Origin of the sequence: Pseudomonas marvdashtae, from assembly GCF_014268655.2 — a bacterium.
Lineage (GTDB): Bacteria > Pseudomonadota > Gammaproteobacteria > Pseudomonadales > Pseudomonadaceae > Aquipseudomonas > Aquipseudomonas marvdashtae.
The window spans coordinates 1026113-1048733 of the sequence record NZ_JABWQX020000001.1; the positions used below are offsets into that span (position 1 = coordinate 1026113).

At 59.8% G+C, this 22621-nt stretch carries 18 protein-coding genes; 5 read left to right on the forward strand and 13 right to left on the reverse strand.

Going from position 1 to position 22621, the window contains the following annotated elements; all coding sequences use genetic code 11:
- Positions 1–66: 66 nt before the first annotated feature.
- The 13 genes from HU742_RS04765 to yaaA form a co-directional block, all read right to left on the reverse strand.
- Complete coding sequence (locus HU742_RS04765; RefSeq protein WP_186610970.1) at positions 67–1518, reverse strand: mannose-1-phosphate guanylyltransferase/mannose-6-phosphate isomerase; 1452 nt, start codon at positions 1516–1518, stop codon at positions 67–69.
- 111 nt (positions 1519–1629) lie between these two features.
- Positions 1630–2295, reverse strand: a complete 666-nt coding sequence (locus tag HU742_RS04770; protein WP_186638385.1) for an alginate O-acetyltransferase AlgF — start codon at positions 2293–2295, stop codon at positions 1630–1632.
- A 14-nt stretch (positions 2296–2309) separates the two neighbouring features.
- Entirely contained in the window at positions 2310–3485 is a 1176-nt protein-coding gene (locus tag HU742_RS04775) for an alginate O-acetyltransferase (protein ID WP_186638386.1), read from the reverse strand.
- Between the two features lie 11 nt (positions 3486–3496).
- A complete protein-coding gene (locus HU742_RS04780) occupies positions 3497–5062 on the reverse strand; it encodes an MBOAT family O-acyltransferase (protein WP_186638388.1) in 1566 nt (521 codons plus the stop codon).
- Between the two features lie 192 nt (positions 5063–5254).
- Positions 5255–6379, reverse strand: coding sequence for a mannuronate-specific alginate lyase (locus HU742_RS04785; protein ID WP_437179873.1), 1125 nt, complete (start codon positions 6377–6379; stop codon positions 5255–5257).
- Between the two features lie 23 nt (positions 6380–6402).
- Positions 6403–7854, reverse strand: a complete 1452-nt coding sequence (locus HU742_RS04790) for an alginate O-acetyltransferase (protein ID WP_186643546.1) — start codon at positions 7852–7854, stop codon at positions 6403–6405.
- Between the two features lie 12 nt (positions 7855–7866).
- Positions 7867–9456, reverse strand: coding sequence for a mannuronan 5-epimerase AlgG (algG, locus tag HU742_RS04795; protein ID WP_186643547.1), 1590 nt, complete (start codon positions 9454–9456; stop codon positions 7867–7869).
- A gap of 26 nt (positions 9457–9482) precedes the next feature.
- On the reverse strand, positions 9483–10967 hold the full coding sequence (locus HU742_RS04800) for an alginate export family protein (protein ID WP_186638433.1): 1485 nt from the start codon (positions 10965–10967) through the stop codon (positions 9483–9485).
- Positions 10968–10972: 5 nt separating this feature from the next.
- Entirely contained in the window at positions 10973–12457 is a 1485-nt protein-coding gene (gene algK, locus HU742_RS04805) for an alginate biosynthesis TPR repeat lipoprotein AlgK (RefSeq protein ID WP_186643548.1), read from the reverse strand.
- 15 nt (positions 12458–12472) lie between these two features.
- Positions 12473–13642, reverse strand: coding sequence for an alginate biosynthesis protein Alg44 (locus tag HU742_RS04810; protein WP_186638396.1), 1170 nt, complete (start codon positions 13640–13642; stop codon positions 12473–12475).
- Positions 13643–13677: 35 nt separating this feature from the next.
- Complete coding sequence (gene alg8, locus HU742_RS04815) at positions 13678–15159, reverse strand: mannuronan synthase (protein WP_437179874.1); 1482 nt, start codon at positions 15157–15159, stop codon at positions 13678–13680.
- A 100-nt stretch (positions 15160–15259) separates the two neighbouring features.
- Positions 15260–16576 (reverse strand): nucleotide sugar dehydrogenase, encoded by a 1317-nt coding sequence (locus HU742_RS04820; RefSeq protein ID WP_186643549.1) that lies wholly within the window; start codon positions 16574–16576, stop codon positions 15260–15262.
- An 809-nt stretch (positions 16577–17385) separates the two neighbouring features.
- Positions 17386–18165, reverse strand: a complete 780-nt coding sequence (gene yaaA, locus HU742_RS04825; RefSeq protein WP_186638398.1) for a peroxide stress protein YaaA — start codon at positions 18163–18165, stop codon at positions 17386–17388.
- A 235-nt stretch (positions 18166–18400) separates the two neighbouring features.
- Here yaaA and HU742_RS04830 point away from each other — a divergent pair, with 235 nt between their 5' ends.
- The 5 genes from HU742_RS04830 to moaE all read left to right on the forward strand — a co-directional run bounded on the left by HU742_RS04830 (position 18401) and on the right by moaE (position 22577).
- Positions 18401–19525, forward strand: coding sequence for a polysaccharide deacetylase family protein (locus HU742_RS04830; protein WP_186638399.1), 1125 nt, complete (start codon positions 18401–18403; stop codon positions 19523–19525).
- Positions 19526–19860: 335 nt separating this feature from the next.
- Complete coding sequence (locus tag HU742_RS04835) at positions 19861–21255, forward strand: PhoH family protein (RefSeq protein WP_072408927.1); 1395 nt, start codon at positions 19861–19863, stop codon at positions 21253–21255.
- Positions 21256–21408: 153 nt separating this feature from the next.
- The gene (gene moaC / locus HU742_RS04840) at positions 21409–21882 is read left to right on the forward strand and encodes a cyclic pyranopterin monophosphate synthase MoaC (RefSeq protein ID WP_030139643.1); all 474 of its coding nucleotides are present in this window, start codon (positions 21409–21411) and stop codon (positions 21880–21882) included.
- Positions 21879–22121 (forward strand): molybdopterin converting factor subunit 1, encoded by a 243-nt coding sequence (gene moaD, locus HU742_RS04845; protein WP_186643550.1) that lies wholly within the window; start codon positions 21879–21881, stop codon positions 22119–22121. Before moaC ends, moaD begins: the two co-directional genes overlap by 4 nt.
- A gap of 3 nt (positions 22122–22124) precedes the next feature.
- Complete coding sequence (moaE, locus tag HU742_RS04850; RefSeq protein WP_186638401.1) at positions 22125–22577, forward strand: molybdopterin synthase catalytic subunit MoaE; 453 nt, start codon at positions 22125–22127, stop codon at positions 22575–22577.
- The last annotated feature ends 44 nt before the right edge of the window (positions 22578–22621 follow it).

Here is a 22621-nt window from a genome sequence, read left to right on the forward strand (position 1 = left end):
CCCGCCCAACCCGCTGCGGATAGGGGACGCAGTGGGCTGGATGGGGGCTTCTTGTACGGCTGATCGTTACTGCGCGATGGTCTTCACCGACACGCCACGTTCGATCGGGGTGGAGCGACCGTAGATGTCTTCGAAACGCTCGATGTCATCTTCACCCAGGTAGCTGCCGGACTGCACTTCGATGATTTCCAATGGGATCTTGCCCGGGTTGCGCAGGCGGTGGACCGACGCGATCGGGATGTAGGTCGACTGGTTTTCGCAGAGCAGGAACACGTTCTCGTCGCAGGTCACTTCGGCGGTGCCGCTGACCACGATCCAGTGTTCGGCGCGGTGGTGGTGCATCTGCAGCGACAGGCACGCGCCCGGCTTGACCGAGATGTGCTTGACCTGGAAACGACCGCCCATGTCCACCGAGTCATAGGAACCCCACGGACGATAGACCTCGCAGTGGTTCTGGGTTTCGCTGCGGCCCTGGGCGTTGAGGGTGTTGACCAGTTGCTTGACGCCTTGGACCTTGTCCTTGTGGGCGATCATCATGGCGTCTTTGGTTTCGACCACGACGATGTTGTCCAGGCCGATCACCGACACCAGTTTGCCGTTGCCATGGATCATGCAATTGCGGCTGTCCTGGATCACGACGTCGCCCTTGGTGACGTTGCCGTTGGTGTCTTTTGCATTGACTTCCCACAGCGACGCCCAGCAACCGACATCGCTCCAGCCGGCCGACAGCGGCACCACGCAGGCGCGCTGGGTCTTTTCCATGACGGCGTAGTCGATGGAGTTGTCCGGGCAGCAGGCGAAGGTGGCTTCGTCGAAGGTGATGGTGTCGGCGGTCTGCTCGCTGCGCTCCAGGGTCAGGAGGCAGGTGTCGTAGATGTCCGGATCGTGCTTTTTCAGCTCTTCGAGGAAACGGCTGGCGCGGAACAGGAACATGCCGCTGTTCCAGAAGTAGCCGCCGGCTTCGACGAATTCAGTGGCGCGCTTGACGTCGGGTTTTTCGACGAAGTGCGAGACGCGGCTGACGCCTTCAGGCAGCAGGGCATCGTTGGTCGACTTGATATAGCCGTAGCCGGTTTCCGGCTTGGTGGCCGGTACGCCGAACAGGACCATTTCGCCACGCTCGGCGGCCACGGTGGCCAGGGCCAAAGCGCGTTGCAGGGCTTTCTGGTCTTCCACCACGTGGTCGGCCGGCAACACCAGCATCAGCTCGTCGCGGCCTTCGTTGACCAGCATCATCGCAGTCAGGGCAACGGCCGGCGCGGTGTTGCGCCCGAACGGTTCCATCAGGATGCGCTGGGCTTCCAGGTTGCGAGCGGACAGTTGCTCGTTGACGATGAAGCGGTGGTCTTTGTTGCAGACCACGATTGGCGTGTCCATGCCTTCGAACACCAGGCGTTCGAGGGTCTGTTGGAACAGAGTGTGCTCGCCGGTCAGGGCCAGGAACTGTTTAGGGAACTGCTTGCGCGAAAGCGGCCAAAGACGTGAGCCGCTACCACCTGACAAGATCACCGGAATCATGTGTGTTACTCCTACAAAATCGAAATGGTTTTAGAGCTACTGCGTTCTGTCGTTTCACTCTCTTGTTTTTGTTCCGTGCCCGAGCAGCCCGCAGGCCGCCCGGGCAAATGATCAGCGGGTGGAAGCCGGACGCTTGACCCATACTGGCGACAGGCTGCTGCCCGAGCCGGTCACGTAGAGCACGGCTGCTTCGCCGCGTTCCAGGGCAACTGGCTTGAGGTCGCCGACTTTCTTGTCGCCTTCGAACAGGGCCAGGCTTACTTTCACCGGGTTGATTTCACGTTCGCCACGGCCCTTGGCCGCTACGTTCGGAACCACTTCGGTCTTGCCGTCAGCGGTCTTGAGGGTCAACGCCTTGTCGGTGAGGTTCTGGACGCGTACCAGGGATTTCTGCTTGTTCTTGAACGGTGGTTCTTCGATCAGTTGTGGCTGGCCGGTGGCGTTGTTCACCAGGGTGTAATAGTGATCGGAAGCCAGTTTAACCGGAACGGTCTGGCTGCCCACTTTGGCGCTGTAGTCGCCGCCAGGCATGAAGCTGAAGTCGCTGCTGGCCAACGGGGCCACGTCGCTGATGTTGGTGCTGCCGACGGTGGCGCTGATTTCGGCGTTGCTGGCGTTGTAGATCCGCACGAAGCTCGAACCTTTTGGCGCAACCGGGCCGTACAGGGCTGAGTCACCGGCGAAGGCGGAGAACGAAAGGGCACTCATGCTGGCGACCAGGGCAACGGCCTTGAAGGAGCGAGCAGCGAGACGGCGAGGAGTAGTGTTGAAAGTCATGGTGGACCTCTCTTTCAGTTTTGCGCCCGATCGGGCGTCTCGGATTGTGTGTTAGCAGCTACGTTCTGTTGGCGGGCACCGGCTTGCTTGAGCTCGGCGACCCACTGCGGATCGGCGTCGCCGATCTCGTTGTTCACTGGCAAATAACGTTCTGGAAACTCCCAGATCAGCACTTGTGGCGGGCTGTTCTTGAAGGCGTCGCTCTTGAGGTAGCTGAGCATCGGCAGAATCGGGCCATGGCCGTCTTCGGCGTAGTTGACGACGTCGCTGTGCAGGGCTTGCTTGAGCGCACCGACGAAGTTCCAGGTTGGGTTGGCGCTGTAGCTGGTACCGATCAGGGCCACGGGCACCTGGGCATCGGCAAACAACGCGTCGTCGCTGGCCGGCTGGTCGTCGGCTTCGCGGGTGTTGCGTTTGACCAGCGGCTCCTGGGCTGGCATCAGGTTTTCAAACAGCGGGTCCAGCGGCAGGAACTGACGCAGGTCGCCCTTGTGGATGATCTTTTCCGCAGGCTCGGTGACGAAACGCTGTGGCTCGCCGTTGAGAGGAGTACGTTCGGCAATCGCCTTGGCCAGATGTTCCGCAGCGATTTGCGCGCCTTCCGGTGTCCAGTGGGTGTCGGTGCGCAGGAACACTTGCTGGCCGCTTTGCTTGGCCTGTTGCATCGGGCCGAGCAGGTCCGGGGCGAGGATCTTGTCTGCCGCCACGCGAGCGTGGAAATCCTGGTACAGGTTGGCGTGAATGCTCGAAGGCTTCACTTCACCCAAGTGTTCCGGGTACAGCCGCGCTTTGGCCGGGACGATCGCCATGACCAAGGTGATGCCCTGTTCCTTGAGTTTCTGGCGCACGCCTTCGACCAGCGCGTAGTTGTCCTGCAGGTTCTGTTCTTCGTTGACGATCGGGTTGAACTCTTCGTCGCTGTATAGCCACTGGTCGCGGCCGAGGACCACGCCTTTGCGGCCTTCGTTGAACAGCTTGTAGTCCAGTGCCGCCCAGATGTTGGTGCCCAGGCGCTTGATCGGAAACTCTTCGTCGTAATGCGTTTCCACGGCCTTGGCCCAGCGACCGTTGAGCACGGTCGCATCGGGGTTGGTACTGAAGCCGAGGAAGCTGCGCATCGACCAAATACCCAGGGCTGTCAGGATCAGCATAAACAGCGCGACGTAGAAGATGCGTAATGAGCGGGTCATGTTCAGATCCCTCAGAACTGGAAGTAAAGGAACGGCGAGAAGCTTTGCGCCGACAGTTTGAGAATCGAGGCGATGAACAGCACCAACACCAGGGTGCGCATCACGTAGCGAGACCAGTCCACAGTCCAGTAGGCCGGTTGCACCTGGGCTTCGACGCCGACGGTGTAGCCCGGTTCATGGATGGTCGACGGGTTGTCGCCCGGTACGGCTTTGATCAGCCCCGGTTGCGCGGTAGCAGGACCGTTGGCTTCGGTGCTCTGTTCAGGCTTGGCCTTGACCGGCGGACGATTGGTGTAGAAGTCGCGCAGGCCGAAGAAGGCGAGGGTGATGTAGGCCACCGCCAACGTAGCGATCTGCAGGCCGGTGAGGTTGGCACGGGTCAGTTCCGACAGCGACCAGTCGCCGAAGCTGAACATGGCGCTGTACATGCGACCGGCCACGTGCAGGTTTTCTGCACGGAAGATCACCCAGCCCATCACTACCAGCAGGAACGTCAGCGCCCAGCGGATCGGGTTGATGCTGCGTGGGTTGGTGTCGATACCCACCGCTTTCTCGATGGCCAGCCACATGCCGTGCCAGGCGCCCCAGATCACGTAGGTGATGTTCGCGCCGTGCCACAGACCGCCCAGGAGCATGGTCAGGAACAGGTTGCGATAGGTCATCAGCGTGCCTTTGCGGTTACCGCCAAGGGTGATGTAGAGGTAATCGCGCAGCCAGGTCGACAGGCTGATGTGCCAGCGACGCCAGAACTCGGTGATCGACTGGCTGATGTACGGCTGCTTGAAGTTTTCCATGAAGCGGAAACCCATCATCAAGCCCAGGCCGATGGCCATGTCGCTGTAGCCGGAGAAGTCGAAGTACAACTGCGCGGTGTACGCCAGGGCGCCGAGCCAGGCATCGCCGGTGGTCGGGTTTTGCAGGGCAAAGCAATGGTCGGCCACCACCGCCAGGGTGTCGGCGATGAACACTTTCTTGATGAAGCCCTGCATGAAGCGCGTGCAGCCTTCGGAGAACTTGTCCAGCGTGTGGGTGCGGTTGTTGAACTGGTCGGCCAGGTCACGGAAACGCAGCACGGGACCGGCAATCAAGTGCGGGAAGATCGCCACGAATGCCGCGAAGTCGATCAGGTTGCGGGTTGCCGGGGTGTCGCCGCGGTAGACGTCGATGATGTAGCTGATGGACTCGAAGATGTAGAACGAGATCCCGATCGGCAACAGTACGTGGGTCAGGATGAACGGGTTCAGACCGAAGCCACTGATGATCGCATTGAGGCTGTCCACGCCGAAGTTGGCGTATTTGAAGTAGCCCAGGATCGCCAAGTCCACGCCCACGCCGAGCAGCAGCCAGCGCTGGGCCGGTTTGGTGCGCACACCGGCGGCGCCGACTTTCAGGCCGATCCAGTAGTTCCACAGGGTCACGCCTGCGAACAGGGCCAGGAAGTCCACCCGCCACCAGGCATAGAACACGTAGCTGGCGATCAGCAGCAGCAGGTTGCGATAGCGTTGCCCGCTCAAGTAATACAAGCCGAGAAAGATCGGCAAGAATAGGAACAGGAACACATTGGATGAAAATACCATCCCGATCTCTCCATGTTGAATCAACAGTCAAGGGCCAGAGCCCCCCCAAACCCCCCCATGAAAAAGAGGGGTGATGATCGTTCCCACGCTCTGCGTGGGAATGCCTCTACGGAAGCTCCGCGTTCGGCTTTTTGGGACGCAGAGCGTCCCCGGCTGCATTCCCACGCAGAGCGTGGGAATGATCAGCGGTAATCAGCTTCCTTTTTCGCCTTTCTCATGCGAAGGGTCGTACACCCGCGTCAAGTCACCGCCGAGTCGGAAGGTCTTGAACGGCTGCATTTCATGCTTGCGTTCCAGCACGTCTTCGGAGCAGGTGTAGAGGCTGCAGAACGGTTCGAGCCAGGCAAATTTCGAATCGATCTTCAGGTCTTTCATGTCCTGCTCTTCGCCGTTCTTCTCTTCGAAAATATCCGGGTCCTTGACGCCGGCCAGCACGCGGTCACCCAATCGCTTGAGGGCGCCGTTGTTTTCCTGGCGCAAGTCCACGCCATTGACCTGGGCGAAACTGGCGATCATCGCCAGTGGCGGCAGGGCATAGTTGTGGTAGGACAGGGCCCGTTGCTTGCGCTTGAGCTCATTGGGCAAGAAGCCTTCGGCGTCGACCTGGTTGACGCCTACCTTGTATTCCTTGACGGCCCAGTCGAACAGGTCGCGACGGTTGGTCGCCACGGACGTGGCCATTACCGACCAGGCGGCCCAGTACGAGTGGTTGTTGGTTTTTTCCAACGGCAAATTGTCCCAGTCGCTGACGACTTGATCCGCCATTTTGCTGAACCAGCCTTCGATCAATTGCGCTTGCTCTTGACGGTTGGCCAGCGGGCGCGACTCGGAGAACTTCAAGCGCACATAGGCCGAAGCCATGCTGCCCAAGGCCCATTTGCGCATGGACTTGCCGGTGTGGTTGAAGTCCTTGGACATCAACGCATCGGCCTGGGCCCAGGCGGTCAACCAGTTCAGCGTGCATTCCAGTTGCTCGGGACGACCGTCGCGCATGAACTGCATGACCTGCTTGCTAATGCCACGCTCGATTTTGGTGATGTCGGCGGTGCTGTCGCGGAAGGCTTTTTCCGATTGCACGTTCAGTGTCGAGCGAGCCTTGTCGGAGCCCTCGTACTTACTGCGAAACTGCAGCGAGCCGGTATACGGCGTTGGCACGGCATCGCAACTTTGGCCGCCATTACCTTCCTTGACCTTTTCGATCGGTGCGAAGTAGCCCTGCGGCGGACGCAGCGGGGCCGCGGCCTGCGTGGCCCCGGCGAACATCGCCAAGGCCAGCAGCGACGGCGCCAGCAGCGTTTTCAACGTTCGGGTGCGCATGGTTCTAGTCATGAGACGAGACCTCATTGTCCGATTTGAGCCGTTTGTTGCTCGGCTTGCGAAGATGCGTTGCGTTTGCAGACTTTCGCTTCGACTTGCAGCGGCTCTTTACCGGCTTCAGGACCCTGGACTTCGAGAGCCAGCAGGTTTTGCGAAGCCCAGTCTTCGTCGGTGCGCAATTGGAAGGCGAAACGTCCGTCGGTTTCGGAGGTGTTCGGTTTTTCGATCTTGATGTCCTCGTGGCGCCCATTCATGTACCAGAGGGTGGCTTGCAAGGTTTTCACCGAGGTGTCGGCGAAGCGGATATCGATCTGGTGACTGCCGTTACGCAGGTCCATATTCTTGCTGTTGACCATCAATTCGTTTTTGCCCGGCTTGAGCTTGGCCTTGCTGCTCATCAGCGCTGGCTTGCCTTCGCAACCGTTGTTGTCCAGTAGCGCCATCATCTGGCGGTAGATGGTTTCCTGGTCCAGGCGATACAGCGGCGAGAATTCCCAGATGAGAATCTTCGGCGGGCTCTTCTGGAACTCTTCGCTGCCCAGGTACTGGATCATCGCGCCCTCGAAACCGCCGCCGGGGAAGGCCACGTTGAGGATGTCGGCGCCGATGGCTTCTTGCAGGAAGCCGGCGAAGTTGTAGTTCTTGCCGCTGTGGCTGGTGCCCACGAGGGTGATCTGTGGATCGCCTGCATCACTGAACAGGTCGCCATCGCCGGCCTCGCCTTTAGGCTCGGTGGTGAACTGGTCCATGTACTGGATTGCGTAGCTGGTGCCGCAGAGTTGCCCGGCCATGTTGTGCAGGGTGCCGGTCTTGCCCATGCGGCCGGACTTCTTGGTCTCGAATTCACGCTTGGGGACGTCGGCGAAGGCCGGGAGCTGCTTGATCTTCTCGGCGACGATTTTTGCCGTGCGCTGGGCGCCGTACGGTGTCCAGTGCTGGTCGCCACGGAAGTAGAAATCGTGGGCGGGCAGGGTTTCGGGCAGGTTTTCATTGGTCAGCGGCGACAGGTCTGGCACCACATAACCCATCTGGGCAAAGCGGCCAAGCATGGACTTGTAGTTAGCCAAGGCCTTGTCGAAATTGAAGCTGGCCTTTTCCTGCGGGTTGAGTTTGTTGCGGTTCACCAGGCCCCGGGTCGGCTGGTAGACGAGTACCAGTTCAACGCCTTTTTTCTTGAAGGCATCGTGCAGCTGCTGCATGCGCTTGTAGCCGGCCGGCGTGGTATTGAATTCAGTACGCAGGTCTTCCTGGGTACGGAACAACCAGTCGCCCTGGGCCTGTACCAGCGTGGTGAAGTTCTGCTGGTAACGCGTGGTGTAGTTCTTCGCGTCATGGGCGGCAGGGCAGAGGTTGCAGCACGGTTCAGCGGTAAAGGTCGGTGCCTTTATTTCATCGGCACGCGCGCCGCTTGCGGCGGCTAGAATGCCGGCAGTCAGGGCGGACAGGCCCAGGAGCTTGATCATCTGTGGGTTCATAAAGGTCATTCCTCAGTCCCGCATTTCGGTCTGGCGTTCGACAGGGTCGATCAGCACGGCTTTTTGCTGGCGCACCAGCAGGTCGAGAATTTCGTCCTGGCGTTCGCCAAGAATCCCCGTGAAGCTGATGCCGCTGGATTTGGTCGGCGCGAGCATGGACACGCGGTACAGCTCGACACTCAATGGCGAGTCGATGGACAACGGGCCGCTGCCATTGCCGGCCAGTTCACCACCGACCACGATCAACGACACTTCGGCGTCGAACGGGTCGAGCTTGATGTCCCGGTCGGTGTCGGACAGGTCCTTGATGTGGCCATAGAGACCGGTCAAGCCGTTGGCCATGGACAGGTTTTCGTAGAGGCGAATGTTCACGCTGTTACGAATCCGGATGCCGTGGCGGCGGTTGCTGATCACTTTGTTGCCCCACAGCAGGTTGTCACCACTCTCGTACAGCGTGATGCCGTCGGTGTGGTTCTTGTAGATCTCGTTGTAGGCGATCAGGTTGTTCACGCTGTTACGGTCGATCACCACGCCGGAGAGTTTGTTGTCGTAGCTGCGGTTGTTGAAAATGAAGCTGTCGTTCACCTCACGGGAAATAATGATCCCGTGCTTTTTCTTGGTCCCGTAGACGGTGTTGTCGGCGATGATCAGCCGATGGGAACGGTCGTGGGGGTCGATGCCGTAGACGATGTTGTCTTTGTACGTGCTGCCTTTGATCACAAAGTCGCTGGTCTCGTAGCAGTAGAAGCCGTACCACATGTCCGAGAACTCGGAACCGATGATCCAGCCGGTCGGTTCCTTGCGCTTGAGGACCTTGGCCATGTTCGGCGTGTACTGGGAAATACTCACCCCGTACGACTTACTGTTGGCATAGCCGAAGCTCGCCATCTTGGTGTTGACGATGTAGGTCTCGGTGCCGCCCCAGGACAGCAGGAACGGCCGGAATTCGTTGGCCGAGCGGAACGTGGCGGGGCCGTTGTCCTTTTCGCGCCAGCCGGTGACCTTGGTGTCGCGAATGAACATATGTCCATCGTTGACCAGGAACGAGCCGCCCTCTTGGGACAGGCGCAGTTCCTGGGTCTGTTTGTCGATTTCCAGGATGCCTTTCTGCCCGACCACGATCGGGATCTTCGCCAGGTAGACGCCTGGCGAAGTTTCGATGATGTACTTGGGCACCTTTTTAGCCAGGTCCTTGAGATTCATATAACCGTCGTCAAGGAAGATGGCCTGTGGGATGCCGTGCTGACGCACCACCCACTCGGCCATCTTGTTGTCGCCGCCGATGAAGTCCTTCAAGGCGTTTTCCTGCATCATCCGCCGCACGCTGACTTTGCCGGGCTTGCTGCGCACGATCTTTGCGGCGACCGCTTCGGCGGTGTAGCCGGAAAGGTCGGGCAGGGTCGGGGCGGCCAGCTCCAGCGGTTCGGTTGGCGCGCTGCTGACGGTGTAGGTCTTGGCTTGTTGCAGTTCCTTGACCACGTTGCCCGGTTTGACCACCGGTTCAACGTTGGCGAACGCCGACGAGCCGGCCAGCAGCATCGCTGCGGCCAACAGGCTGATCGAACCTTTCATCGCCTGGCTGTTCCTGAGGTAGCGGTTCATATCGGGCACTCCCATGGCCGTTCGCATCAGAAGCGCCAGATCACGTCGACAAAGGCGCGATGCATGTACGAATCGACCTCTTTGCCGTAGGCGTCGCCTGGCTTGAATACGCCGCCACGAAAGCGCACCAGCGCCGACGGCTCATCAATGGATTGACTCAGCGCGGCCGGTAGCAGGCCTTGCTTGAAGTATTTGGTGACGACCAGATCGACTTCCTGGCCCAGGTCCTTGTTGCCGTCACGCAGCGGCAGGGACGAGGTGGAGAGGATGGCGCCGGTCACGTCGTCGGTGTTGTTTTCCACGGCATTGATGCCGTTGCTGCCCACCGGCTTGTTGCCGTCCACGCGCCAGAACTTGTGGTACACCAGGCTGGCGTCGTATTCGTCGCGCAGCTGCCAGGAACCGAACAGGCTGGCGCTCTGGGTGTTGGCCATTTCGCCCCGGAAGGCTTCGCCGAAACGGTGGACCCGTGAGCGAGTACCGGTGAAGTTCGACCGGTTGCTTTGCAGGCCGTTCTGTTCGTAGTCCTCGCTGGCGCGGGCATAGGCTGCACCGACTTGCCATTGCGGGTCGAGGCGCAGGCGGATACCCAGGTCGGTGGCCCAGCCGTCGACGTCGTCACTGCGCTTGAGTTGCGCGGGGCGGGTGCCGTCGGCATCGAGCGGGTTGACCGTGTCGCGATCGCCAGTCATGCCGGTAAGGCTTGCCCAGTAATTGACGGTGTTGGTGTTGCGCCAGTTGTAGGCGTCGCTGTTGGCTTCCAGGCCGAGCCAGGTCAAATCGCCGTTCTGAGTCTTGTCCAGGGTGTCGGTGGCTTCGCCCGGGGTCGGGTAATCCAGGCTGCCGCTGTCATGGGAATGGTGGGCACGGATACCCGCCCACTGGCCAGGCATCCACTGATAGCCGACGTCACCGTAGACGTGCATGCGATCCTTGTCCTGTGGCGACAGCTCCTTGAGGTCGGTGCGGTATTCGCTGAAGCGTTCGGCGATGCCGAGATTGGCCCGCAGCAAGGTGGTGTCGAAGGTCCAGTTCAGGGCTTCGATGTTGGTGTCGCGCCATTGGCCGTCGTCGTTGCGCAGGCGCTGGCGACCGAACTTCAACTGTTCGCCCGGATAAGGGGTCAGACCGCGGTAGCCAATCCAGAATTCGCGCATGGCCAGGTAGTTTTTCTTGGCCTCGCGGTCGCCGCTGTCGGTTTGCTGGGTCACGTCGTCCGACTGCTGCAGGGTGTCGGTCTCGATGATGTCGGTGGACGTCACGGCCTGGGCCATGGCGTAGGCGCTCCAGGCTCCACTTTCCCCATAGACCCATGGACGCAGGTCCAGGCCGATGCCGTTGACGTCGCCACCGCGTTGGGTGCCGAGGTCGCGGTCATCTTCGGACTGGCCGGTGATCTTCACTTCCAGGCCAAAATTCTTGCTGTCGGTCAGGGCCGCCAGGGTCGGGCAGGACCACAGCAGGGCAAACGACAGGCCAATACCAGCCTGCACAAAAGGATTGAGCTTCAAAAGCTTCATAGAGGTTCCTCGCCGTCATCTTCTTTTAGGGCTTGCAGTTCCAGCGTATCGGGGCTCATTGCGCCGCGAATGGCCTGCTCTTGTTGTAGCAGGCGTTGCGCTTGTGCAAGTTGCTGCGGCGGTAATTGTGCTTCGAGGGTCTGGGCAAGCTCGATGGCCTGCGGGGTGTTTTGCGCCTTGGCTAACTGGCTGAACACATAAGCGTTGACCGGGTTGGGCTTGGTGCCCTTGCCTTGGGAAAACAGCTGGGCAATGGCGTAGTCAGCGCTGTTCTGGCCGTTGCGAGCGGCCTTGAGCAGGTGATCCAGGGCTTTTTGCGAGTACACCTGGCCCAGGTAGCCACGGCGATAGATCTGGCCGAGGTAGTAGTCGGCGGACACTTCACGGCCAACGGCTTTCTGGAAATGTTCCTCGGCGGCTTTGGCGTCAGCCGGCACCCACTTGCCTTCGTAGTACAGCTTGCCCAGCAGCACTTCGGCACGCGGCTGGTCGGCGGCACGGCCGTTTTCCAGGTACTGCATCATCTTGTCGACATCACCCAGCTCGGGGAAGTCGTAAAGCAGTTGCGCCAGGCTGACCCAGGCAGCGGGGTAGCCGGGGGCGATGCCTTCGAGCAGCGACTGGGCGGTTTTCTCGTCGGTCTTGCCCAGGCTCGAATCGGCCAGGACACGAGCGACGCTGTCCACACGCTGGGCAGACACTACGCCACGGGCGTGACCGGCCTGCATCTGCTTGAGCAGTTCAGCCTGCTGTTCGGGCTGAGCGCGTTTCTGATAGACCGTGGCCAGTTCGACATAGCAGATGTCGGTGGTGGCCAAGGCTGCCTTGCAGACCTTTTCCACTTCGTCCAGATGCTGGTCGTAAGTGCCCTGGGTGCGATAGAGCAGGATTTGCGCCAGGCCCGCTTCCGGATAACCGGCGCTGCGCCATTGGCTGATCTGCTGCTGGGCGTTGACGTTAGGGAAGCTGTGAGGGTATTGCAGGTACAGCATCGCCAGCGGGATCAGGGTATTGCCTTCACCGTTGGCGAAGGCCTTTTTCAGCAAACCTTCGGCTTCATGTTTTTCCGCTTCGGTGGAACCGGGCTTGGCCACCAGCAGGCGACCCAGGCGAGCCTGGGCCCGTGGCGAGATGTCGGCAGCGGCGCGGTAGGTCGCCTCGGCCTTTCTCATCTGCTCGGGGTCGCGGCTGTCTACCTGGATATCGGCCAGGCCAACCTGGGCTTCGCTGTAGCCCAGGTCTGCCAATTGCTGATAGTTCTGCTGCGCCAACGCCGTGTCGCCGCGCTTGAGGGCTTCGTTGGCCAGGCGTTGGTCGGGCAGGCCGGCACAACCGGCCAGGCTCACGGCCAATGCCAAGGCACACAGGGTCCCCACTTGGGAACGCGCTTGCGGCATCTCATCCTGACCGCGTTGATCCTTTCGCGAGCATGCTCGCACCCACAGGCTCTGTGGGGTGTTAAGGATTTTTATAATGGTCACGGGCATATCCTCGACTTAAAGACCGACGGCCATGGCTTTGTCGATCAGCCAGTTCAGGTTCGGGCCACGGTCGCTGACGACTTCCACCGGACGACCGGCCAGGGAGCTGTCCAAGGCTTCGTCAGGCTGGATCAGCACACGGATATCGGAAGACAGGTCGGCGCTTTTCAGGCTGCTGCTGCTGACGATCTTGCCGGTGCGGGTGGCGTCTTCGCCTGCAACCTGGAAGCTGACCGGAGTGCCTGGGCGCACGTCGCCGAACTGGCGATAGGAGAAGCGCGCTTCGACGTTGGCTTCGGCGCCACGTGGAACCAGTTGGAAGATCACGTCACCCTTGCTGGCGTACTGGCCGTTGGAAACCATTTGCTGAGCCACGATGCAGTCGCATGGCGAGGTCAGGGTGCCGGTCATTTGCTTGCCGAACAGTTCCTCGACCTTGGCCGGCTGCAATTGGTTGTCGTCCAAGTGACCCTTGAGCACGTCGAGCATGCTGGTGCTGAAGGTCGCCAACGGGGCGCCTTTGGCGGCCAGGCCGTCGGGCTTGACCAGGCTTTGCACGGTGCCGTCGCGCGGCATGGTGATCGCCATGCCCGGTACGTTGACGATGCCGGCCTGGGCGTGGCTGACGAAGTACATGCCATATACCGACTTGAAGATGAAACCGAACGCCGCCAGGCCGACAATGAAAATCCCCAGGCTGAAGGTCACGGCGCGCAGGCGACCGAAGGCGCTCATGCCGCCGTTTTCATCTTTCTGCTTGCGAGCCTTGGTGAAGTTGTCGCGCTGCAGCGTCGCCAGCACGTCGCCGACGCCGACGATGTCGCCGGCCAGGTGCGAGGTGATGATGTGGCGCAGCGTCGAGATGTCCCGCGGCTCCAGGTTCTGGAACTGGCAACCGGTACGGCCGGTCTCGCGGTCGTAGGAACGGATCTGCAGTTCCACGTCCATGGCCAGGCCAAGGTTGTCGATCACGAACTGCAAGCGAGCCTTGTAGGTCTCGCCAACCTTGAGCGGCAACTGACCGGCGTTGAAGCACAGCCCACCGGCGGACAGGTCCAGGACCTTGACTTCCATGGGCGTACGGTCAGGGCCGAAGAAGCGCAACTTGGCCGGGATTTTGACCCGGGCGTGTTGGCGTTGGGCTTCGGATTCATGCACTACGTTGACATTCACGGCGGTGTTCATAGGGGCGATTTCCTAGTTAATTCATTCAAGTCCGGTCAGACCATCGTCAGCAGCACGGCGACAAAGATGCTGCCGGCGGAGAAGGTCATGGTCCGAGACGACCAAGTGTTGAACCAACGTTGAAAGCTGGCGAGATCACGGGTCAGGTGGGTGGGCTGGCGAGTCCAGGATTGTTGATCGAGGCGGAAGAACACGTAGATCTTCACCAGCGCGCCGACGATCTGGTTGTAATAGAGAATCGCCGGGTAGGCCGGGCCGATCCGGTGTCCGGAGCACGACAGCAACAAGGTCAACAGCAACCGTGTGATGCCGATCCACAGCAGGTACACCAGGATGAATGCGGTGCCGTACTTGAAGCTGGCGATGATCGCCACGGTCAAGCCCAGCAGCGAGGTCCACATCGATACGCGCTGGTCGAACAGCACAACTGAAGTGAACAGGCCCAGACGCCGCATACCCAGGCCGAGGGCCCGGGAGTTCTGCCGCAGGTTGTTGCCGTACCAGCGGAACATCAGCTTGCGGCTGGCCTTGATGAAGCTCTTCTCCGGCGGGTGCTCGACGGTGTTGATCGCCGCATCCGGCACATAGAACGTGTCGTAGCCCAGGCGCATCAGGCTGAACCAACTCGATTTGTCGTCGCCGGTGAGGAACTTGAAGCGGCCCAGGCGCCAGTGTTGCAGCGAGTCGCTTTCCACGTCGGCAATGAAGTCCGGATTGGTCACCACGCTGGCGCGGAACACCGACATACGCCCGGTCATGGTCAGCACGCGCTTGGACAGGGCCATGGAGCACATGTTGATGTGACGCTGGGCGAAGCGCAGCTTATGCCACTCGCTCATGATGTAGCCGCCGCGCACTTCGCAGAATTCGTTGGTGGTCAGGCCGCCGACGTTGCCGAACAGCTGGAACCACGGCACGGTCTTGCGTACCACGCCTTCGGCGAGCACGGTGTCGCCATCGATCACGGCGACCACGGCGCGGTCGTCCGGCAAGTGGCGGGAGATTGCACGGAAACCGTAGGCGAGGCCGTCACGCTTGCCTGTGCCGGGGATGCGCACGAAGTCCAGCTTGACGCGCTCTGGCGGGTTCATGCGGGCCCAGAGGCTCTTGACCAGCAATTCGTCGGACATTTCCACGATGGAGCAGACCACGGTAGTGGGCAGCCCGCACTCGATGGCTTCGCGAATCACCGAGCCGTAGACCTGGGCGGTGGTCAGTGCGTCGATCCGGAAACTGGTGACCATCAGGTACACGTGGGACGGATCCGCCGCCTTGCCCAACTTGCGTACCTTGCGGCGCAGGTGTGGGTAGACGATGTACAGGAAGATCATGCCGCGCACGAAATGCGTTGCTCCCATGGAGTAACGCCAAATGCCCACGGCGCCGATCAGGAAGATGAAATCCTTCGATTCGGCGTCGAACGTGGACGTGGGCAACGCCGTGGCGATGCCCATCAATAAACTCAAGTAAAACAGCCAACCGGCGGCCTGAAGCAGGCCGTGCTTTAGCCTGTGCATAATCTGCATCCGTCTCTATCTCGGGCGGGCCTTGTGGGCGGCCCGATGGGTTAAGGCAGGCGAAAGGCCGGCCGGGGCAAGCCCCGGCCGGCTAACAGACTTACCAGCAGATGCCTTCGGTCCGGCCACTCGGGGAGGTGGCCTTGGACATGAAACCAACCAGGTCGATGACCTGTTTGCCTTCCGGTACGTTCTCGGTCAGCGCGCGGAACTTCTCGTCGCGGTTACCGAGGATGATGATGTCGGAGTTGTCGATCACCGCGTCGAAGTCGGAATTGAGCAAGGACGAGACGTGAGGAATCTTCGACTCGATGTAATCCTTGTTCGCACCGTGGACGCGTGCGTATTCGACGTTGCTGTCGTAGATCTTCAGGTCGAAACCCTTGCCGATCAGCATTTCCGCCAGTTCCACCAGTGGGCTTTCACGCAGGTCGTCGGTGCCGGCCTTGAAGCTCAGGCCCAGCAGGGCGACTTTGCGCTTGTCGTGGCTGGAGACGATGTCGAAGGCGTTCTGCACCTGGGATTCGTTGCTGCGCATCAGCGAGTTGAGCAGCGGCGCTTCCACGTCCAGCGAGCTTGCGCGGTAGGTCAGGGCGCGCACGTCTTTTGGCAGGCACGAGCCGCCGAAAGCGAAGCCTGGGCGCATGTAGTACTGGGACAGGTTCAGGACCTTGTCCTGGCAGACTACGTCCATCACTTCACGACCATCGACGCCGACGGCCTTGGCGATGTTGCCGATCTCGTTGGCGAAGGTCACCTTGGTGGCGTGCCAGACGTTGCAGGTGTACTTGATCATCTCGGCAACGGCGATGTCCTTGCGGATGATCGGTGCGTCGAGTTCTTCGTACAGCGATTGCAGGACGTCGCCGGAGGCGGTGTCGAATTCGCCGATGACGGTCATTGGCGGCTGGTCGTAGTCCTTGATCGCGGTGCTTTCACGCAGGAACTCAGGGTTGACCGCGACGCCGAAATCGACGCCGGCTTTCTTGCCGGAGCAGTCTTCGAGGATTGGAATGACCACATTAGCCACGGTGCCTGGCAGCACGGTGCTACGAACCACGATGGTATGACGGGTGGTCTTGTCACGCAGGACAAAACCAATCTCGCGGCACACTGCTTCGATGTAGTTGAGTTCCAGGTCGCCGTTCTTTTTGCTTGGCGTGCCGACACAAATCATCGACAGGTCAGTATCGCGAATTGCTTCGGCGAAGTTGGTGGTACCGCGCAGGCGACCTGTTTGAATGCCTTGCGCCAACAGCTCGCCAAGACCCGGTTCAACGATCGGAGATTTACCGGCGTTGATCATGTCGATTTTGTCTTTGGCGACATCTACGCCAACTACATCATGGCCCCGTGCAGACAGGCAACCGGCACATACTGCACCGACGTAACCCAAACCAAATATGCTAATGCGCATCGCATTTACCTCTGTTTTCACGCCATTAAATGGCCGGAGTTAATAGTGTTCAGCGGTCATCGAGCACTCGGAAGTGTGGAATGCAGGCGCCACAATGCCGTGTGCAGGCATACTAAGTTCCGAGTGTCTAAATAATTGCACTCAAGTTGTGCGCAAAGCGGCCTAGTTGTTATGACCTGCCCTGTTATGCAGCCAGTCCTCGTTGTCGGGACGTCCGTGCAAAAGGTCGTTGACCTCCGATTTCTGGCAAAAAGCCCACAAAATCAGAAGCTTGTGTGCTCGTGAGAGCACTTGATAGGGGCACAGCCTTGGCCTTGTAGGGGGATAGTAGTGGTGCGTTATCTCCCGTCCCTTAAGTGTGGATCCAATTAGACGACCGTTTCGCTAAGTTGTCGTGACAACTCGGTTACTTCGGACGGCGTCCCACGTAAGTTATCTCGTACACGCTCGGCGAGAATCGTTACGGGTGGTATGAGCCGTGCAATTTCACATAGTTCCGATCCGCTCATCGCCATTTTCGAAATTTTTCGAAATATTTGCCTAGATGGCACTGCCCTCATATTGATAGCACTTACGGTTTGGCCCTTTAGTTACGGGCGGTTAAAGGGGGTCGATAGTTTTGTGCCACTACGGATTAAAAATTTTGGTGCCACTACGGAAAAATCTGACATTTGTCGAGTGAAAGAAAAGTTAGCGCGGGGGGTGTTTGATTTATTGGCGCCAAGAAAGTGGCAAGTTGGGCGGGGAAGTGGGATGACACATACGGCTTCAATCGAGGCCCCTTATCGGGGCCTGAAAGAGACGTTGCGTTATTGCGGGGCGTTGTCGCGCAGAAAGACCATTTTTTGCGAAGAGGACTGTTCAGCGTTATAGCGATAACCCTGTACGTCGAAGTGTTTGAGTTGCGCCGGGTCATTGATGCGTTGCTCTATAACGAACCGACTCATCAGGCCGCGGGCTTTTTTCGCGTAGAAGCTGATGATTTTGTACTGGCCGTTCTTGAGGTCCTTGAATTCGGTATCGATGACGCGTGCGTTCAGTGCACTGCGCTTGACCGCCGAGAAGTATTCATTGGACGCCAGGTTCAATAATACGTCGTCGCCCTGGTCGGCCAGGGCTTCGTTCAGCCACTCGCTGATACGGGTGCCCCAGAATGCATAAAGATCCTTGCCTCGGGCGTTGGCCAGCTTCGTGCCCATTTCCAGGCGATAGGGTTGCATCAAGTCCAGCGGGCGCAACAGGCCATACAGGCCCGAAAGCATGCGCAAATGTTGCTGGGCGTAATCGAAATCGGCTTCGCCGAGGCTTTGTGCGTCGAGACCGGTGTAGACATCACCCTTGAAGGCCAGCAGTGCTTGTTTGGCATTGTCTGGCGTAAACGCCGGATTCCAGCTGCCGAACCGCGCAGCGTTGAGGCCGCCGATCTTGTCGGAAACGTGCATCAGCTCGCTGATCTGGGCCGGTGACAGTTCACGCAACTGCTCGACCAGTTCCTGGGAGTGATCCAGGTATTGCGGCAGGGTAAAGCGCTCGATGGCCGGCGGTGTTTCGAAATCGAGGGTCTTGGCGGGGGAAATCACCATCAGCATGCAAACGTCTCCTTTAAGGGTGCGGCGATTCTAGGGGGTTGTTTGGGGGGACTCCAGCTATTGAGGTGATAGGGGATGGGTGGCGGGCCGGATTGATTGCTGGGAAGCCTTTGTGGCGAGGAGCAAGCTCCCTCGCCACAAAAGCAGGTTCGCCAAGTAAGGATACGGTCACAGGCCAGTGCTGCCCCAGGATCAGCTATCATCCCGCGCGGGTTTCGTTATGGAGACATCCCTTTTGCGTATCGCCCTTCTTCTATCGGCCTGGTTGCTGAGCCTCGGCGTCATCGCCGCGCCCAACGACGTCGCCACCCTGGACCGCAGCACCTGGCCTGAGCAACTCACCAGCCCGACCTTGTTCGATGTGGCCTCGCGGGCCGAGGTCCTGATGTTTGCCCGGGTGTTGCTGGACGTCGATGCCATGGACGAAATAGCCCTCAAGCAGTACCTGGGGCTACGCACGGTGAACATGGCAGCGGTCAACGCCCTGCGGGCACGGCTGTGGCAGCGGCTGCTGTCCAGCTACAACTTTGCCCAGCGCAGTTGCGGATTGGACGCGTCGTTTTGTTACCTGGTCGAAGACATGGCGACCTTGCGCGAAGAGGCGGGCAGATTCGAGCTCGATGACAATTCCTATTACATCAAGTGGGCCGAGCCGAGCCGGATCTTCCATACGCAATATCGGGACGAGCTGCTGCGCAAGGCGGCACTGTTTCCCCAAGTCAGCAGCGAAGTCGAGCGCTTCGGCGATTACGAACGCAACGGCGAGGCGATGAACGACCGACTGTTCTTGCTGACCTTTGACAGCGGCGCCAACGTCGCGCCGGACAATACGCCGTGGCTGACCGAGTACCTGCGCAAGTCGAACATCAACGGCACCTTTTTTGTGCTGGGCAAGGATTTCCAGGCGCGGCTGGTGGATCGCTCGGTCAATGATCTCCAGGCGTTGTATTCCGGGCAATGCGTCGGGGTGCAGGGCTGGGAGTTCCGCTCCCACAGCTATTGGCAGGATTGGCAGGACTCGGTGCGGCGCAGCGTCGATCTGGTCAAGGGCAAGCTTCCCGAGAATTACGTGCCGCTGTTCCGCCCGCCCCAAGGCCAGCGCCGAGGAGATGCCCAGTCCTTCTTCAGGACCCAGGGCCTGCAAGTGGCGCTATGGGATATCGATCCCCAGGACAGCACCAACCGCCTCAAGCCCGAGCAAAGCGCCCAGCGTGTGCTGACTCTGATGTTGCTGTGGCGCCACGGCGTCATCAATTTCAACGCCAAGCAGGATGCGGTCAAAACGGCGATGCCTTGGCTCATTGCGCAAACGGCGCAAAGCGGGATTGGTTGGGAGGATTGCCAGGACGCGTTTCGCTGAAAAGCAAAAGCCCCGTAAACGTTGGGCGAGGAGGGGATTCTGTCGTGCATTCGGGGCGACCGGACTTCCGACTTTAACGGCGCGACGGCGGTACGCCAAGGGCTATTCGTCACTCTGAAAAATAAACTTCAAAAAAGCGTCAAAGTACTTTTTCCTGTCATGGGTTTTGGAGTATCAAGAAGTCAGACCGCCGAAACCTGCAACACAGGTGGCGTCTTCCAAGACCCAGATTGTGTGCAGTTCACCTGAATCCTCGCGGGTGAATTCGGTGGCTACCTCGAGGCGCAGCACTGTCACGGTATTGCGTCGAATGGCCCCCACAAAGGTGACCGAGTATGGATGACCACGGACGTAGCCCTTCCTCCAACCAGCCAATCCTGTATGTACTCGATACCAACGTATTGATCCACGATCCAAACGCGCTGCTGAACTTCGAAGAACACCACGTTGCCATCCCGATGACCGTGCTTGAAGAGCTGGACAAGCTCAAGAGCGGGCATCACAGCGTGGCGGCTGAATGCCGGCAGGCGATCCGCCTGATCGACAAGACCTTGGGCGACGCCTCGCCCGAAGACGTTGAACTCGGGGTACCGATCCAGCGCGGCAAAAGTGGTCCCAAGGGCTTGCTCTCGATCCTGATGAGCAAACGCACCGAACCCAACCTGGTGCTGCCTGAACACCTGAACGACAACATCATCATCAACCAGTTGATCGACCTGCACGCGCGCAACAAGGACCAAGCTGTCGTGCTGGTGACCAAAGACATCAACATGCGCCTCAAGGCCCGTGCCTGCGGAATCGCGGCGGAGGACTACAGCACCGACCAACTGGTCGACGACGTATCGCTGCTGCCCAACGGCTACCACACCATGACCGGCTCCTTCTGGGACCGTGTGAGCAAGGTCGAGACTCGCCAGGACCATGGTCGCACCTGGCACCAGGTGCAACTGATCGACAACCTGCCGGCAGTGCACATCAATGAATTCATTATCGATGAACAAGGATTCGTCGGCTGGATCAAGGAAATCCAGGTCGACAAGCTGCTGATCCTCGATCTGCACCAGGAGCCCTTGCTTCACCAGGAGGCGTGGGGCCTCAAACCGCGTGACATCTACCAGAGCCTGGCCTTGTTCGCCTTGCTCGACCCGGACATTCACCTGGTCAACCTGTCCGGCGCCGCCGGTTCCGGCAAGACCATCCTGGCCCTGGCCGCCGCCATCGAACAGACCATGGTCAGCAAGCGCTACCGGCGCATTATCGCCACCCGCAGCGTGCAGGGCCTGGATCAGGAAATCGGCTTCCTGCCCGGCACCGAAGCGGAAAAAATGGAGCCTTGGCTGGGCGCCATCACCGACAACCTCGAAGCCTTGCACATGGATGATGAAAGCACCCATGGCAGCGTCGATTACATCCTCAGCAAAGTGCCGTTGCAGTTCAAATCCCTCAATTACATCCGAGGCCGCAGCTTCCAGCAGAGCCTGATCCTGATCGACGAATGCCAGAACCTGACCCCGCACCAGATGAAAACCATCATCACCCGTGCCGGTGCCGGTTCCAAGGTGGTGTGCCTGGGTAACCTGGCGCAGATCGACACTCCTTACCTGTCCGCGACCAGCTCCGGGTTGACCTACTTGACCGAACGTTTCAAGGATTTCCCAAACGGGGTCCATATCACCCTGCAGGGCGTACCGCGCTCGATCCTGGCCGAATACGCCGAATCTCACCTGTAATCCCAGCCAAACCGGGCGACCTCACCGTCGCTCGGTTTTTTATGGCTTCCACAAGGGGCTTTGCAGTGCCTGGCAATTGCAGGTGCGACAATCAGCCCTGCCGGAATCTGACTCACAGGTTTACAATCGACGCTCCTGATCAGGAGTTACCCTGTGCTGACCCATCTCGATTCCCAAGGTCGCGCCAACATGGTCGACGTGACCGACAAGGCCGTGACGTTCCGTGAAGCCACCGCCGAAGCCTTTGTGCGCATGCTGCCCGACACGCTGCAGATGATCGTCAGCGGCGGTCACCCCAAGGGTGATGTGTTCGCCGTTGCGCGTATTGCCGGCATCCAGGCGGCCAAGAAAACCAGCGACCTGATTCCGCTCTGCCACCCGCTGATGCTCACCAGCGTCAAGGTCGAGCTCAATGCCGAAGGCGAGGACCGGGTGCGCATCGTCGCCCGCTGCAAACTGTCGGGGCAGACCGGCGTGGAAATGGAAGCCCTCACCGCCGCCAGCGTCGCCGCGTTGACCATTTATGACATGTGCAAGGCCGTGGACCGGGGCATGACCATCGAAGGCGTGCGGGTGTTGGAGAAGCTTGGCGGCAAGAGCGGCCACTTCCAGGCGGACGCGTCATGAACATCACGGTGAAGTTCTTCGCCCGATACCGTGAAGCGCTTGGTGTGGATTCGCTAAAGGTGGAAGGCGATTTCGCCACGGTCGACGATGTGCGCGCGTTGCTCGCCCAACGTGACGGTGCCGAGGTGCTGAAGGAGCAGAACCTCATGTGCGCCCGCAACGAAGACCTGTGCCAGCTTGATGAACCGCTGTCGGAGGGTGACGAAGTGGCGTTCTTCCCCACCGTGACCGGAGGCTGAGCCATGGCGATTCGTGTGCAGGCCAATCCATTCGACCCGGGAACCGAAGTCAACGCGATGCACGCGGCCAACGTCGGCGTCGGGGCGGTCGTGAGTTTTGTCGGCTACGTGCGTGACTTCAACGACGGACTGGATGTGTCTGGCATGTTCCTGGAGCATTATCCGGGCATGACCGAAAAAGCCCTCGGCAAGATCGCCGACGAGGCCGAGCAGCGCTGGCCATTGCTCAAGCTGGAAGTGCTGCACCGCATCGGCGCCCTGGAGCCGGGCGAGCCAATCGTCTTCGTCGCCGCCGCCAGCGCCCATCGCCAGGCGGCATTCGATGCCTGCGCCTTTGTCATGGACTACCTCAAGACCCGCGCTCCCTTCTGGAAAAAGGAAAACACCGCTGACGGCCCGCGCTGGGTTGAAGGGCGGGACAGCGATCACGCGGCGGCGGATCGCTGGAAGTCATAAGCACCTGCAAAAAAAAAGCGCAGCTGTCACGGCTGCGCTGATCG